This window comes from Chryseobacterium sp. FR048 (genome assembly GCF_056844665.1).
Genome location: NZ_JBXDSE010000002.1, coordinates 806,763 through 822,337 on the forward strand (window position 1 = coordinate 806,763; position 15,575 = coordinate 822,337).

Consider the following 15,575-nt stretch of genomic DNA (forward strand, 5'->3'; position numbering starts at 1 on the left):
AATCAGAAACAGTATTTTTTAATATCCTTTCACTTATATTGACAGGACTATCATCCTTTTTACGAATCCGCGTTTTTGCTTTTTTGCCCAATCAACCAATTCTCCTTCCTAAAATCTTCAGACTCCTTTCTACCCCATCCAGAACCGCTACATCAGGAAGGGTTCCCCAATCTTCAAATCCAAAATATCTGAAAAGCTTCAGACTTGGCTCATTGTGCAGGAAAATAAGAGCCACCAGGTTTTTCACCTCAAATTTACCAGCATTATCGATACAATACTGAAGGATCGTTTTGCCATATCCTTTCCCTCTGCAAGTTTCATCCAGATAAATGCTTACTTCTACTGTACCATTGTATGCTGCTCTTTCATGAAATGAGCTGAAACTTACCCATCCGATCATTTGGTTCTGATCATCTTCAACTACCCAAAGTGGTCTTGTGTGAGGGTTGTGCTCTTCAAACCACTTCAGCTTGCTTTCTACAGACACTTCTTCCATGTCTGCAGTCACCATTCTTGAGGCAATTGTTGAATTATATATGGCTACGATTTTATTTAAATCTGCCAACTCAGCATTTCTGAATGTTAATTTTTCCATTGGATAATATTCAACTTACTTTCATGCAAAAATAATAAATTTTAAAAACACCCCCCACAAAATAACAATCAAAATATCAAATTAAAACAATAAAAAACAAAATAACCCCACAAATAAAACAACAAATACGGAATAATATTCTTTTTTTTAATTACCACTAATGCACGAATAAAAAAAGATTCGTGCATTAGTGGCAGAAAAAAACATCTAATCAAATTTGCGGATTAAACATATGCATTAGAATTCTTTATCGCTTAGCGTTTCTCAACACATTACTTCAAATCCTTCAGAATTCTGTTTAAACTTCTTACCGTAATGCCCAGATAGGCAGCCATATCTTCTTTTGAAATCTGGATTTTCTGCTTAACCTGCATCTCCAACAGTTGTCCCAAAGTATGCTCTACGGTGTATAACTGTTGGTAAGAGGCTCTGCTGGATGTATTCACAATTCTCTCTGCAAAAGAGTTCAATAATAAATGATTCAGGGTAAGGTCTTTTTGGATCAGCGATTTGAAATAAGGGATATTGGTTTCGTAAACTACCACATCAGAGATGGCCTGTACACCACACAAACAGCTTATATTTTTAATCAATTCCACTTCTCCAAGGATTTCACCGTTTCCCAGAAATTCAACGATAAATTCTTTTCCGTTCTCTTCGGTAAAATAACATTTGGCAATACCTTCTTTGATAAGCATCAGTCTGGAAAGCGGTCGATCCTGTATCAGTATCTTTTCGTCTCTGGAAAAAGATTTCAGCACTATATTGTCTTCCTCTTTCTGATGTCTGTAAAGTTCTTCAAAATAGTCCAGAAAAGCCTGATTTGTTCTTAGCATATTGATCCGGGACAAATGTCCTTTTTTAATTAAGTTTTTATATTGAATTTTGCAGGGAGAAAATTACAAAACAAAAATGAATAATCATATTACAACCATTGCCTTCGACGCTGATGATACTCTTTGGATCAATGAACCTTATTTTCAGGAAGCCGAAAAAGAATTTTGTATGCTGCTTGAGGATTATCTTCCACAGCATTCTGTATCACAGGAACTATTCAAAACAGAGATGCAAAACCTTCATTTGTATGGTTATGGAGTAAAAGGATTTATGTTATGCATGATTGAAACCATTGGACGGATTTCTAATAATACAGCCTCTTTGGAACTGGTTAATAAAGCCATTCAACTTGGTCAGGAGCTTCTTCAGAAACCAATTGAGCTTCTGGAGGGGGTGACGGAGACCTTAGAAAGCCTTAAAGGAAAATACAGATTGGTGGTTGCGACAAAAGGAGATTTGCTGGATCAGGAACGTAAACTGAAGAACTCCGGATTACAGGAATATTTCCATCACATTGAAATCATGAGTGATAAAAAAGAGAATGACTATAAAAAGCTACTGAAACATCTGGACTGCCAGCCTGAGAATTTCTTAATGCTTGGAAATTCAATAAAGTCGGATATTTTGCCTGTCCTTGAAATTGGAGGGTCTGCAGCCCATATTCCCTATCATGTTACCTGGAGCCATGAGCAGCATGATGTCAATCTGGAGCATCAGAATTTTATGGAACTGAAAAGTATTGATGAAATCCTGAAACACCTTTAAAAACCAATTTTTGAATTCTGATTGGCAAACCATTGAATGATCTTAAAAAGATTTTAATTTATAAATTCTGCCTTAACTTCCTCAATATATTTTTTAAATCAAAAAGAGACTGTTTAAGATAAACAGCCTCTTTTGTATTTTTATTTCTTCAAACACTTTTCAAGGAACTGATCCTGTTCCCATAAAACATGTAAGATATTTTCTTTTGCCTGATAGCCGTGGGCTTCTTTTGGAAGAAGAACCATTTTTACTGGAGCTCCAAGGTTTTTCAGAGCCTGGAAATATCTTTCAGTCTGTAAAGTGAAAGTTCCCGGGTTGTTATCTGCATCACCATGGATCAGCAGAAGCGGTGTTTTCATTTTATCAGCATGCATGAATGGAGACATTGTGTTGTAGATCTCCGGAACATCCCAATAGTTTCTCTGCTCACTCTGGAACCCAAACGGAGTCAGTGTTCTGTTGTAAGCTCCACTTCTTGCAATACCACACGCAAAAAGGTCAGAATGTGTCAGAAGGTTAGCCGTCATAAAAGCACCATAAGAATGTCCTCCTACAGCTACTTTCTTTCTGTCGATATAACCCAAGTGATCTACGGCGTCAATAGCAGCCGCAGCATTTGCTACCAACTGAGGAAGGAATGTATCATTTGGTTCTGTTTTTCCTTCACCAATGATTGGGAAAGCAGCATCATCCAAAACGGCGTAGCCTTTCGTAGTCCAATAGATAAAAGATCCGTAAGAAGGGAAAGTAAAGTCATTCGGGTTCTGGGTATTCTGCCCTGCTGTATTTTTATCTTTATATTCTGTAGGATATGCCCAGATCAGTAAAGGAAGTTTTTCCTTTTTCGCTTTTCTGTCATAGTTCGCAGGAAGATAAAGAGTCCCGGTTAAAGTAACTCCGTCGTTTCTTTTGTAGGTAATTACTTCTTTATAAACGTCCTTAATGCTTTCAAAAGGGTTTGCAAAATTAGTAACAGCCTCTGCTTTATTGGATTTGATATTCTTTTTAAAATAGTTCGGGTACTGGCTTGGCGATTGCTGAGTGGTCAGTATTTCTCCTTTTGATGGGTTCAGAATATCAACAATAGCTTCTTTTGCATTTTTCACATTTGAAGAATACAGCCTTTTCTTTTTCAATGATTTCACATCCATTTCATCTATAAACGGGTGCTGGCCATCTTTTGTAAATCCTTCACCAATCAGATAAGCCTTCCCTCCTTTCATGTCTACAACAAATCTTCCGTATTGGTTTTTCACGGTATTAAAGTTCCCCGGATCGCTGTAAACGTCCTGAGAGTTTCTGTCTTCAATCACTTTGGATTCTCCGTTATTCAGATCTACAAGGAAAGATTTGGTATTTCTTGTATCATACCAGTCTTCTGAAACGATAGCGTAATGATCATTCGTCCAGCTTACTCCATTGTATCTTTGTTTTACTTTGAAGAAAGATTTAGGAGCGGCAGTAAAAGGTACATCCCAGGTAAAGATCTCATCTCTGTATTCTGCAGCTTTCGACTGATCTCCTCCATCCAGAGCTTCAGTAAACACTAATGTCGCCGGAGCATCGCTTCTCCACATCATATTTCTCTTTCCGGTTCTTACGGAAGAAAAACCTTTAGGCATGATTTCATTCAGAGGAACTTCGTTGACTACTTTTACAGTATTTCCTTTCATATCATACACCGTAGTGGTCGTTGGAAAACGATTCAGAGGTACAATATAGGAAAATGGCTTCTTTATTACTGATGTCATCAGATAATTTCCGTCTGGAGAAAAGCTTAATCCGGAATACATATCCTGATCTTTTACTTTTTTAAGGGTTCCGTTCAGATCTACATTATAAATTTCAGCTGCGGTAAGAACTTCAAAGTTTTTTTCATCCTGAGGATTCTTCAAAAGATCCTGATAGGTTCTGTTCTGAGATACTTTTCCGTCGGCTGTAGAGACGATAGGTCCTGTAGGAAGATCTTTACTGGAATCAATCAGAGCTGGTCTGTTCTGAGGAAGTACTTTGACTAATAAGCTTTGTGAGTCATTATACCATACGTAAGGCATTCCTAAATTGGCATTCAGATTATCTGATGTAATTTTTTTGGCAACAGCGGTTTCCAGATCAATGGTCCAAAGCTCCACTCCCTTATCGGTTGTATTGGTAAAAGCCAGCTTCTTTTCATCAGGTGAAAATGAAATATATGTAATTCTTGCATTGGCAGGCAGATTCTTTACCAGCGTTTCGTTCTTATCATTGATTTTTCTGATTTTAAGATCATTAAAATAGGTAACGGTACTTGCAATATTAGTCATCGGGTTGATTCTCAGTCCGCCCAGTTTCATCTCCTGCTGGTTAAGATCCTGAAGTGTCTTGTACGTTGGACGGTAAGTGAACACCACCCAATCTTTCTTATTGTTCATCAGAACGCTTGGTGGCCTCTGATAATCTGCCAGTTTCAGGATTTCGGCAGAAGGCTTTTGGTAAGTAATATTCTCCTGTGCATCATAAAAATTGAGAAATGCCAGAAGGCAAATAGTCAGTTTTATCTTCATATAAATTCATTTTCTACGAATGTAGTGAATTTTGAAAGATTGATAAAATTAAAAAAATAAGACACTTTTTAGTGTCATATAATGGTTTTTTATTACTTTTATTGTACAAATTAAAAATAATATGAAAAATTTAAGAAAATTATCAAAAAAGAACTTGAAAACGATCAACGGCGGAAGTGCTCCATTATGCGATTCAGGATACATGGCCTGCAGAGTAAGAGACGAAAACGGAAACCTGATCTGGGAATGCTTACCGCATTGCAATTATTAATAACAGAAAGCGGCACCCTAAGGGCGCCGCTTTATCTTGTATCTTGTATCTTGTATCTTGTATCTGTTTTATATTTTACCAGTCTGAAGCTCTTTTTCTTCTTTCTATCATATGATCTACAGAAACCTTTCCAGCTCCTACAACCATCAGAAGAAGGTATACGGAAAGATAAACAAGGCTCATTTCTCTTTTTTCTAAAGGATCAGCACCATGGACTACAAAAGCAGCTATGACCATCGTAAAGATCAGAAAACCTAAAGAAACCCTTGTAAAAAGCCCTAATATCAGTAAGATTGAACAAACAAATTCAGCAAAAACGGTAAGGATTAAAGAAATCTGAGGTCCCATTCCCATAAAATCGAAAAACTCGATTTTACCACCTGCCAGAAGCATCTGGAGTTTGGGGAACCCGTGAGAAAGCATCGCAAAACCGATAAATACCCTCACTGCTAATACAACAATATCTTTAAGTATTGAGCCTGAATTGGAATTGTTATAGTTCATCATTTACTAAAAAATTTAGACTAAGGTAATAAAAATCTTTTAATACAACGGGATTACAGCGTTTTTAGTTTAGCGGTAACCGAAATTTTTAAGATCTCTGTCATTCTTTCTCCAGTCTTTTTTCACTTTAACAAATAAATTTAAGTGAATTTTCTTAGAGAAAAACTTTTCCAGATCCAATCTTGCATCAGTTCCCACTTTTTTGATCGCTTCCCCTTTGTGACCGATAATAATACCTTTCTGAGTATCTCTTTCTACATAGATGATAGAATCTATAAAGATAATTCCTTCTTTTTCTTTAAACTGCTCTGTAACCACTTCCACAGAATACGGGATCTCTTTATCATAGTTCAGAAGGATTTTCTCACGAATCGCTTCATTAACGAAAAATCTTTCAGGCTTGTCTGTAAACTGGTCCTTATCATAGTAAGGTGGGTTCTCAGGCAGCAATGATTTTATTTTAGGTAAAATAACCTCCGTATTGAAAGCATTCAGCGCAGAAATAGGAAGAATTTCCGCTTTCGGAATTCTATTGTGCCAGTCTGCTACCAGCTTCTCAAGACCTGCCTGATCGGTCTGGTCTACTTTATTTAATAGAAGAAGTACAGGTACAGGGATTTTATTTAATTTATCAATTAAAAATTCTGACGGTTCCGCCTTATCGGTAACATCTACAATAAACAGGAATACATCGGCATCCTGAAGGGAATCTTTTACAAAATCCATCATCTTTTCCTGCAATCCGTATTTAGGATCCAATACTCCCGGAGTATCGGAAAATACGATCTGAAGGTCCTCTTCATTATAAATACCAAAAATTCTGTGACGGGTTGTCTGGGCCTTCTGCGTTACAATCGCCAGCTTCTCCCCCATTAATTGGTTGAGTAAGGTCGATTTCCCGGCATTGGGCTTTCCAACTATATTTACAAATCCAGCTTTGTGCATAAAAATAATATTACGAACTGCAAAGTTAGTAAAACAAAATCGGTCTTTACGGGTAATCTCAATTTTTAAAAGAAAAAAGAGAGTTATTGGGCTTTATATAACTTTGTAAAAGGGTTTTAAAAGAAGGTTTATTTCTATTTTTTTTAAGTTCACCCGATTTTCAACCTTAAAAATCACAAAAGATTTTTTTTTAAACACTTAAGTTCACTTTAGAAGTTTAATAATATGCTGGTCAGAAGTTCACAGAAGAAGAAAATCAAAGATTTTCATAAGTCTGATGATAAAATATGACGATTAAAGGCTGAAGATTCTTTCCAGTTAAAATAGAGGTTCGAAGCGATGCCTATTCTCTCTTTCTGAAAAAACCATAAAATAATTTTGTATCGCATTGCCTAAAACTGATATTTTTGACTATTAGAATTCATCTTTATGAATATAGACCAGATTCTCGACGCCATTTATCTTCTTCCCGAAACTTCTAAAGCCAGCCTGAAACAGCATATCACCGAAGTTTCCCATCCTAAAGGTTTTTGCCTGATGGAAGCTGATAAAGTAATTCCCTATGTCTATTTTATCCGCAAAGGAATTGCCAGAGCCTATGCCTCTACATCGGAAAATGATATTACCTTCTGGTTCGGAAGCGAGGGACAATGCGTCCTTTCGATGAAAAGCTATGTGGAAGATAAGCCCGGCTATGAAAGTATTGAATTACTGGAAGACTGTGACCTTTACAGACTGGAGACTGAAAACCTCAAAACACTCTTCAATGAAGATATTCATATTGCCAATTGGGGTAGGAAACTGGCTGAAGCGGAAATGATCAAATCAGAAGAGCTGATTATTTCCAGACAATTCAAAACTTCTCTGGAACGGTATAAAGATATTATGACTTATCAGCCGGATCTGCTGAAAAGGGTTCAGCTGGGCTATATTGCGTCTTATCTTGGGATTACACAAGTGAGTCTGAGCAGGATTCGGGCGGAGATTAAGTAGGTTATTGGATGGGAGCTGGAAGAGAGAAGCTGGAGGTTCTGGTAACCTGCGAGACGTCTTTTACTCATTAGTTGTAGCGTATTTAAGTTTTGGCTAAAGCCAAAGGAAGGTATTTTATATTGAAAGCGGACTAAAGTCCGCTCCTATTGATAATCATAATATGCTGATAATCTGATTCATTCACATTGATAGTTTGCTTCCATGGATAGTAATAGCATGTTCATGGTCCGTTCCTATTGATAATGATAACACGTTGAGAGTTTACTTCTATTAATAAAGTATATTGATAGTCTGCTTTCATTGATAGTGATAGCGTGTTAATGATCCGCCTCTATTGATAATCATAACTTTGGCTGCCCTCTCCTATTGATCGTAATTGTATTACAGTGTACAGTGCGGCATAATACGATGTAATGCAGTATACACAGCACAAACATCCAATTAAAATCAGCGAGTTTCACAATAATAAAAGTCCTATCAGGAAAATTATAAACAAAAATTTATTCTGGCGACCAGAATACCTTCCTTCTTCCCACCTCCAGCTTCCATTCTTCAAATTTTCTACCCAACCCTTCATTTTTTAACAATTGTAAAATTATTTCTCTTTTCAAATGCTGAAATTTGCAGTAGAAAAATTTAAAAAAAATGAATTGGATTATCTTAATTGTTGCCGGATTGTTTGAAGTTGCATTTGCATCATGTTTGGGAAAGGCAAAAGAAACTTCCGGAACAGAGTCTTATTATTGGTTTGCAGGATTCCTGGTAACCATGACGATAAGTATGCTATTACTCATCAAGGCAACCCAGACCTTACCTATTGGTACAGCTTATGCGGTATGGACAGGGATTGGAGCTGTAGGAACGGCTTTAATGGGAATTTTCTTCTTTAAAGATCCTGTAAGTTTCTGGAGAATATTCTTCATTGTTACCCTTATTGGTTCTGTAGTAGGCCTGAAAGCGGTTTCTACATCCCATTAAAAAGCACATAAACTCTATCTATATTTAAAAATGACCGTTTTCTATAAGAAGGCGGTTTTTTTATGTTCTGTTATTAATAGAAAAGTGTTATTTTTAAGTAAACTTTTAATCATGAAAAAAACGGTACTCTTTTTACTAATGAGTGGTCTTGCGTGGGCTCAAAGCCAGGATCTGCTGAATAATGAGTGGTATATTTCGAAGACTATTTATAATGGTCAGACCACCAATGTTCCTGCCATGGATGCGGCTCTCAATCCTTCTAAGTTCAGAATGGCAACCGGCACTCCCGGAACGGAATATTATTTTGATTCAAAATACTTCAACACCTGTACGATCGATCTGCAGTTTGTACCTAACTCTTCAAGCTTCATTAAAAAAGGCTTAGGCTGTACGCTTACAACCTATATGGGAAATAATGCGACGGCTGTTAATACTTTTGATAACATTTATCAGAACATTTTCGTCAGCACTGTAACCGGAAGTACTTTAAATTATGAAATTACAGACAGCAGCTCAGGCAAAACACTGATCATTACCAACCCTGATAACGGAGACCAGATTTATTACAACAATTTTTATCTGTCTTCCAAAGAGGCTAAAGCCTTAAAGAAAACATTTTCGGTATATCCTAATCCGGTAAAGGAAGATCTCTATGTAGAAAATATCCAGAAAAACCTTCCTGTAAAGATTTTCGATGCATCGGGAAAGGTTGTTTACGAAACAAATGGCAATGATAAAAATATAAAAATCAATGTGAGAACCCTTCCCAAAGGGCAATATATTCTGACTGCTGAAAACTATCAATCTGTTCCTTTTATTAAAGAATAAAACACGTCAGATTTTCAAAAAAAACAAAACCGTCTTCATTATTTGAGGACGGTTTTATTTATTAGCTTTATCTGCATTATTTTTTATAAACTACGGGTAGAATTTCATTGCTTCTCAGTCCGTATTTTTTGATTTCTTCATCTGAAAATTTCTGTGAATAGAAATTAATATCAGTTTCAAAGCCGGCTTTTTTCAAACGGTCAAAATAATCCATACCGTACCAACGAACGTGATCATACTGCCCGAAATGTTTCTGGCGTTCTTTAGGATCTTTGATGGTAAAGTCTTCATAGGTTTTCTCCAATGAGTTTTTCATCGGAACCTGAAGAATTCCCCAGCCTCCCGGCTTCATTACCCTGTACAATTCGCTCATTGCTTTGGCGTCGTCTTCAATATGTTCCAGAACGTGGTTGCAGAACACTATATCAAAGCTTTCGTCCTCAAAGGGTAAGTCCAGAATATCGGCCTTCACATCTACAATCGGAGAGTAAAGGTCTGCAGAAATATAATTGAGATTGCTCATTCTTTTGAATTTCCTTAGAAATTCCTGTTCGGGAGCAATATGCAATACTTTATAGTTTTTAATGAAAAAATCAGTTTCATTCTGAAGATACAGCCACATCTGGCGGTGTCTCTCCAGGCTTAATGTTCCGGGAGAAAGGGCATTTTCCCTTTGTTTTCCATATCCATAGGGAAGAAACTTACGATAAGATCTTCCGTCGATAGGATCATAAAACTGGTCTCCTTTGAACATCTGATAGATAAGCGGTCTTGCCCAGATGCTCATTTTGATCAGCATCGGACGAGGAATTTTATTCAGTAAAAGTTTAGTAACCTTTTTCATTAAAAATCCAGTTGGAACTGCTTTTCTTCATCACTTACAATTCCTAATGCTTCGTATACATATTCAAATGTTGAAAGCAATACCGGTTTACCGTTAATCACAGCAACGTCATGCTCAAAGTGAGCAGATGGCAAGTTGTCCAGCGTAGTTACCGTCCAGCCGTCATTATGGAATTTTACTTTTTCTGTTCCCAGGTTGATCATCGGTTCGATAGCGATGGCCAAACCGTCTTTGATCACTTTTCCGCTCCCCTGTCTTCCGTAGTTAGGAACCTGTGGATCTTCGTGCATCTTTCTTCCCAAACCATGACCTACAAGCTCTCTTACAACTCCGTAGCCTTCTTTTTCACAATGTGCCTGAATGGCGTGGGAAATATCACCGATTCTTTTTCCTCTGATACACTGCTCAATTCCTTTGTAAAGAGATTCTTTAGCAACCTGTAACAGTTTTTTAACTTCCGGCTTCACTTCTCCGATCTCAAAAGTATAAGCGTGATCACCCACGAAACCGTTAAGGATCACCCCACAGTCTACAGAAAGAACATCGCCTTCTTTCACTACTTCATTATTCGGGAAACCGTGTACTACCTGCTCATTCGGAGAAATGCACAGAGAGTTCGGGAAACCTCCGTATCCTAAGAACGCAGGTTCAGCCCCATGATCTTTGATAAAGTCATGAGCCAGTTTGTCCAAATATAAAGTCGTAATTCCCGGTTTTATTTCTTTTGCCAACATTCCCAATGTTTTAGAAACCAGTCGGGCACTCTCCTTCATCAGACGTAATTCGTCTATCGTTTTTAATTGAATCATTGTTGTATAGATGTTAGATATTAGATGTTAGAAGCCAGATTACAGCTTTGCGCTTACTTTTGCGTCTAATCATCTTATGAACTTTCTATCATAAATTATAAAAGATCAGAAACTTTTGATATTAAAAAACTAACCTCTAATATCCAGCTTCCAGCCTCTATATTTTACCAGAAAAGTCCTTTTTTCTTTTCTTTTTTTAGTTTTGAATAGGCAAGAACTTCTTTTCCTTCTACACGGAATTCTATTCTTTCCTGAATAATATTGTAAATTTCACCCCATCCAGGGAAACCGCCTAAGTTTCTGTCGTCTATGAACCAGTCTGCATCCAATTTTCTGGATTGGTTTTCGGAGTCAAAAACTTCTCCTTCAAAACTTGAGTTGACAGCATAAAACTCAACCCCATTCTTTTGGCAGAATTCTACCGCTTCGTCTAATGTTTTTCCGTGTCTGTAAGTCCAAAGGATAAGTCTGTACCCTTCAGCCTGAAGTCTCTTCAGAGTTTCGAAAGCAAAGGTTTTCGGTTTTCCGATTGCCGGGTAAGCGTCATCCACAATGGTTCCGTCAAAGTCAACAGCAATCTTTTTATTATTTAACATTTTGTTCTTTTTTTAGCTTTGCAAAGATAAGAAATAAAAAGAGTGCCCAAAAGAAAGGCACTCAATACTTTTTATAATTTAAAGAATAATATAAACCGTTAGCTCTTCACCCAGCTGAACTGGAACTGAAGATCCGGAGTAGATACTCTGTCTGTAATCTTCTGCAATCTTGAAGGAAGCTTCATCAGATATTCCTGAGCTTTTTCAGCTTTTTCAGTAAGTCCTTTTACGTGCTCAATTTTCCATTCATCTAAAAGGTCTTTCATAATGTTGATATAATCCTGACCGGTATATACCATACATCTTTGTGCAGCATCTGAAAAATGTCCCCAAAGCTCCCCTGCTTTCTGCCCGGATTGTCTCATTAAGTGAGCCGGCATTACGATTTTCTTACGCATCATATCTTCGAAGGCAAGGATCATTTCTGAAGGGTCTATTTCAAGGATTTTTGCAACAAAATATTTGTAAGCTTTTGCGTGTCTTGCCTCGTCTGCTGCAATTACGCCACACATTTTAGCCAATTTTCCGTTCCCTGACTGTTTTGCCAGTGTACCTACTCTTCTGTGAGAGATATTGGTAGCTGTCTCCTGGAAGCTAGTATAGATAAAGTTTCTGTAAGGATCCATACTGGTTCCAAGGTCGAAACCGTCGTTGATCAGATATTGAGTGGTAATTTCAACCTCTCTCATGTTCACTCTTCCACACAGGTAAAGGTATTTGTTCAATAGATCACCATGTCTGTTTTCTTCAGCTGTCCAGGCTCTCACCCAGTTGGCCCAGCCTACTTTTTCTTCCTGATTGATACCGTCAACGCCCATCAGCCAGGATTCATAGGAAGGAAGAGCTTCTTCCGTGATACAGTCTCCGATCAGGGTTACAAAAAGATCGTAAGGCATTTCACGGGCAAAAGTCTGAATTTCTTCTAAGTCATGTTTAAATTCTTCGCTTGATGGATCTGGCAAATAATCGGACGGCTGCCAAATTTTTTCAATTGGCGTTAAAAATTTTTCAAGAAAAGAACCTACTTCCTTTTCCAATAATCCCATTACTTCTTTCCTAACAAGCTTTTGATACATTTTTATATTCAGTTTTAATTAGCAAAGATATGATTTATTTATTATTTAGCGCATAATAAAGTATGCAACTCATACCTTATCTGACATAAATCATAAAAAAATGCCTATCTGTCATTATAACGACATTTTTTTATGATTATTATTGAATATTAGTCAACCAAAACCTCTCCTGTCATGGCATCCGGTATCTCAACCCCCATTACTTTAAGGATGGTAGGGGCTACATCACCCAGTTTTCCCTGTTTTAAGTTCCATGTATGATCTTTATCCATCACAATGAACGGAACCAGATTGGTAGAGTGTTGGGTATTTGGTGTTCCGTCTGCGTTGATCATCACATCAGAATTTCCGTGGTCTGCCAGGATAAAAACAGCATATCCGTTTTCGTACGCAGCTGTTGCTACTTTTTCTATACACTGGTCAACTACTTCTGCCGCTTTTACAGCCGCTTCAAAAACGCCTGTATGCCCTACCATATCGGTATTGGCAAAGTTTAAGCAAACAAAATCCGCAGTTCCCTGCTCCAGTTCCGGTACAATAGCATTGGTAATATCATAAGCTGACATTTCAGGCTTCAGATCGTAAGTAGGAACATCTTTCGGGCTTGGGCACAGCAATCTTCTTTCCCCTTCAAACTCCAGTTCTCTTCCTCCAGAGAAGAAGAAAGTAACGTGAGGGTATTTTTCTGTTTCTGCAATTCTGATCTGGGTTCTGTTGTTTTTTTCAAGCACTTCCCCCATCGTTTCCGTTAATACATTTTCGTCGAAAACAACCTGAACATTCTGGAATGTTTTATCATAGTTCGTCAACGTAATATAATAAAGGTTAAGTTTCTTAATCCCATAATCCGGGAAATCTTTCTGTGAAAGAACTTCTGTGATCTCTCTTCCTCTGTCTGTACGGAAATTGAAACAGATCACCACATCATTGTCATTGATTTTAGCTACCGGTACTACATTCCCTGTTGCTGTTGTATTCATCAAAATGACAGGCTTCAGGAATTCATCGGTTACATTATTTTCATAAGAAGCCTTAATGGCTGCCAAAGCATCTGTAGTCTGCTCTCCTACTCCTTCTACAAGGGCGTCATAAGCAAGTTTTACACGCTCCCATCTTTTATCTCTGTCCATCGCATAGTATCTGCCCACTACTGTTGCCAGTTTTCCTGTGGTAGCTTCCATATGCTTCTGAAGTTCATCAATAAATCCGAATCCTGAATGCGGATCACAATCTCTTCCGTCTGTGAAGGCATGTACAAAAACATTCTCATTCAGACCGAAATCTTTTGCAGCCGTCAGTAATCCTTTCAGGTGATTGATATGAGAGTGAACTCCTCCATTGGATACCAATCCTATGAAGTGTAGTTTTTTATTTTCTTTTTTAGCATATTCAAAAGCATCCTGAATCACTTTTTCCTGTCCTAAAGTTCCGTTTTCCACGGCCATATTCAGTTTTACCAGGTTTTGGTAAACGACTCTTCCGGCACCAAGGTTCATGTGACCTACTTCGGAATTTCCCATCTGCCCTGCAGGTAGTCCTACAGCCAGTCCGCTTGCTTCAAGGGTTGTATGAGGAAATTTTTGGTAACAGCTGTCTATAAATGGTGTGTTTGCCTTATCTATTGCGGAAACGTCCGGGTTTGTTCCCAATCCCCATCCGTCAAGGATTGCCAGTATTGCTTTTTTTGACATTTTGTAAAACTTTTGTACTACAAATTTACCGAATTTCCGATGAATAGAAGAATTTGAAATCCCGAATTTTATTTATCTCCATTTTCTTCTATATACTGCATCGGATAAAAGAAAAAAATCTGCAAAATCAACAGGATCTTTAAGAGAATAATAAGTCTCGCAGATTATGCTGATTTCGCAGATTGATAAATTATTGCATTTCAAAACACTTCTATATCAAAGTATTCTGATTGTCTAATCCGTTCTAATCTTTAAAAAAATCGTCGAACTTCATTTTATTTTTCTTCGTATATTCCTGGATATAGCGATCAAGGAAACCACTTTCTTTCAGGAATAACAGAGGGTTTTTAATATTCAGAATATCATGGATTGCCTTACGTTTGTCGGTCTGTTTATTGAAATAAGCTTCGGTAATTTTGTATCCTATCCAATATCCCAGGTCATTGGGACGGTCATCTTTTTTGCTCACTCCGTATAACCAATCTTTCTGTTCTTCCTGCTTCATGATAGGTACAAATTCTTTAAACAGTCTGTCAGCATTTTTCTCCCCATATTGGAACGGAACGGGATTGATATGTTCTCCGGAAATAAATTCCCCGATAAAATCAGCACTTCCTTCTACCAGAGATTGTTTTAGCAAAGTATTTTTTCCATCAACATTCTGTTCAAAATGAATCAACTCGTGAGCAATAAGTCCAGTAACCCCATCAAGATTTTTAAGCATTTCGGTTCCGATAATAATTCCATCATTGGAAGAGGTTCCTCCTGAATTAAATCTTCCATATACAAAATACACCGGCGGAAATGTGGCTTCCGGATACCAGTACTTCAAAGCACTGTAGATAGCTCTGGTTTTCTTTTCTTTTTGTCCTATTCCAGCCAGCACATTACGGCTTTTCAAATAGTCTTCCCGTCTCTTTTTTACTTTTGAATATAATGAATCTGCATTGATGATTCTGAATTCTGTAAATCCTTTCACGCCCGGCGAACCATTTTTCATATAGTCTGCAAACGGATTTTCTTTAGACGTTTCCATTTTATCAAATGCTTTCCAGAAGCGGTCGGTATCTTTGGTTTCGAATACAGCGTTTAGAGGATCACCGGAGAATGCGGTCTGAGCTTTGGCTATTCCAAAAGTCAACAGCAAAAAAGCAACGAGGTGGTTGGTTTTCATATTAGTTTTCAAGTTATAAAATCAGTCAAAAATATAAAAACTTCAGGATAACCTAAGATTTATATTACAATAGCGGAAAGGTTTCTGAAACACCATCAGTTTCAGTTATATAAATTTATTTCCCTC

General features: G+C 37.5%; 16 protein-coding genes. 5 read left to right on the forward strand and 11 right to left on the reverse strand.

Annotated features, from left to right (window positions below; all coding sequences use genetic code 11):
* Positions 1-91: 91 nt before the first annotated feature.
* Together AC106K_RS08590 and AC106K_RS08595 are read right to left on the reverse strand one after the other, a co-directional pair.
* Positions 92-595, reverse strand: a complete 504-nt coding sequence (locus AC106K_RS08590) for a GNAT family N-acetyltransferase (protein ID WP_482444532.1) — start codon at positions 593-595, stop codon at positions 92-94.
* Positions 596-867: 272 nt separating this feature from the next.
* Positions 868-1,431, reverse strand: a complete 564-nt coding sequence (locus AC106K_RS08595; protein WP_482444534.1) for a Crp/Fnr family transcriptional regulator — start codon at positions 1,429-1,431, stop codon at positions 868-870.
* 76 nt (positions 1,432-1,507) lie between these two features.
* On the opposite strand from AC106K_RS08595, the gene AC106K_RS08600 reads away from it, so the two are divergent.
* Positions 1,508-2,197 carry an HAD family hydrolase gene (locus AC106K_RS08600; protein WP_482444536.1) on the forward strand — a complete coding sequence of 230 codons (690 nt, stop codon included), beginning with the start codon at positions 1,508-1,510 and terminating at the stop codon, positions 2,195-2,197.
* A 140-nt stretch (positions 2,198-2,337) separates the two neighbouring features.
* Here AC106K_RS08600 and AC106K_RS08605 read toward each other — a convergent pair whose 3' ends face one another.
* On the reverse strand, positions 2,338-4,740 hold the full coding sequence (locus AC106K_RS08605; protein ID WP_482444538.1) for an alpha/beta hydrolase family protein: 2,403 nt from the start codon (positions 4,738-4,740) through the stop codon (positions 2,338-2,340).
* A gap of 121 nt (positions 4,741-4,861) precedes the next feature.
* On the opposite strand from AC106K_RS08605, the gene AC106K_RS08610 reads away from it, so the two are divergent.
* Positions 4,862-5,011, forward strand: a complete 150-nt coding sequence (locus AC106K_RS08610; protein WP_482444540.1) for a bacteriocin-like protein — start codon at positions 4,862-4,864, stop codon at positions 5,009-5,011.
* 75 nt (positions 5,012-5,086) lie between these two features.
* On the opposite strand, the gene AC106K_RS08615 is transcribed toward AC106K_RS08610, so the two are convergent.
* Both AC106K_RS08615 and era read right to left on the reverse strand, forming a co-directional pair.
* A complete protein-coding gene (locus AC106K_RS08615; RefSeq protein ID WP_482444542.1) occupies positions 5,087-5,518 on the reverse strand; it encodes a DoxX family protein in 432 nt (143 codons plus the stop codon).
* A gap of 66 nt (positions 5,519-5,584) precedes the next feature.
* Complete coding sequence (gene era, locus AC106K_RS08620; protein ID WP_482444544.1) at positions 5,585-6,460, reverse strand: GTPase Era; 876 nt, start codon at positions 6,458-6,460, stop codon at positions 5,585-5,587.
* A gap of 429 nt (positions 6,461-6,889) precedes the next feature.
* On the opposite strand from era, the gene AC106K_RS08625 reads away from it, so the two are divergent.
* The 3 genes from AC106K_RS08625 to AC106K_RS08635 all read left to right on the forward strand — a co-directional run bounded on the left by AC106K_RS08625 (position 6,890) and on the right by AC106K_RS08635 (position 9,259).
* A complete protein-coding gene (locus tag AC106K_RS08625; RefSeq protein WP_185288188.1) occupies positions 6,890-7,453 on the forward strand; it encodes a Crp/Fnr family transcriptional regulator in 564 nt (187 codons plus the stop codon).
* Positions 7,454-8,098: 645 nt separating this feature from the next.
* Entirely contained in the window at positions 8,099-8,431 is a 333-nt protein-coding gene (locus AC106K_RS08630) for a DMT family transporter (protein ID WP_047099040.1), read from the forward strand.
* A gap of 111 nt (positions 8,432-8,542) precedes the next feature.
* Complete coding sequence (locus AC106K_RS08635) at positions 8,543-9,259, forward strand: T9SS type A sorting domain-containing protein (RefSeq protein WP_482444546.1); 717 nt, start codon at positions 8,543-8,545, stop codon at positions 9,257-9,259.
* A 76-nt stretch (positions 9,260-9,335) separates the two neighbouring features.
* On the opposite strand, the gene AC106K_RS08640 is transcribed toward AC106K_RS08635, so the two are convergent.
* The 6 genes from AC106K_RS08640 to AC106K_RS08665 form a co-directional block, all read right to left on the reverse strand.
* On the reverse strand, positions 9,336-10,103 hold the full coding sequence (locus AC106K_RS08640; RefSeq protein ID WP_482444548.1) for a class I SAM-dependent methyltransferase: 768 nt from the start codon (positions 10,101-10,103) through the stop codon (positions 9,336-9,338).
* Positions 10,103-10,912 carry a type I methionyl aminopeptidase gene (gene map, locus AC106K_RS08645; protein ID WP_047099038.1) on the reverse strand — a complete coding sequence of 270 codons (810 nt, stop codon included), beginning with the start codon at positions 10,910-10,912 and terminating at the stop codon, positions 10,103-10,105. Before map ends, AC106K_RS08640 begins: the two co-directional genes overlap by 1 nt.
* 164 nt (positions 10,913-11,076) lie before the next feature.
* Positions 11,077-11,508, reverse strand: a complete 432-nt coding sequence (locus AC106K_RS08650; RefSeq protein WP_047099037.1) for a BT0820 family HAD-type phosphatase — start codon at positions 11,506-11,508, stop codon at positions 11,077-11,079.
* A 98-nt stretch (positions 11,509-11,606) separates the two neighbouring features.
* Positions 11,607-12,584 (reverse strand): acyl-ACP desaturase, encoded by a 978-nt coding sequence (locus AC106K_RS08655; protein ID WP_482444550.1) that lies wholly within the window; start codon positions 12,582-12,584, stop codon positions 11,607-11,609.
* Between the two features lie 149 nt (positions 12,585-12,733).
* Positions 12,734-14,275, reverse strand: a complete 1,542-nt coding sequence (gene gpmI / locus AC106K_RS08660; protein ID WP_482444552.1) for a 2,3-bisphosphoglycerate-independent phosphoglycerate mutase — start codon at positions 14,273-14,275, stop codon at positions 12,734-12,736.
* Between the two features lie 244 nt (positions 14,276-14,519).
* A complete protein-coding gene (locus AC106K_RS08665; RefSeq protein ID WP_482444554.1) occupies positions 14,520-15,449 on the reverse strand; it encodes a DUF2268 domain-containing putative Zn-dependent protease in 930 nt (309 codons plus the stop codon).
* Positions 15,450-15,575 lie beyond the last annotated feature (126 nt).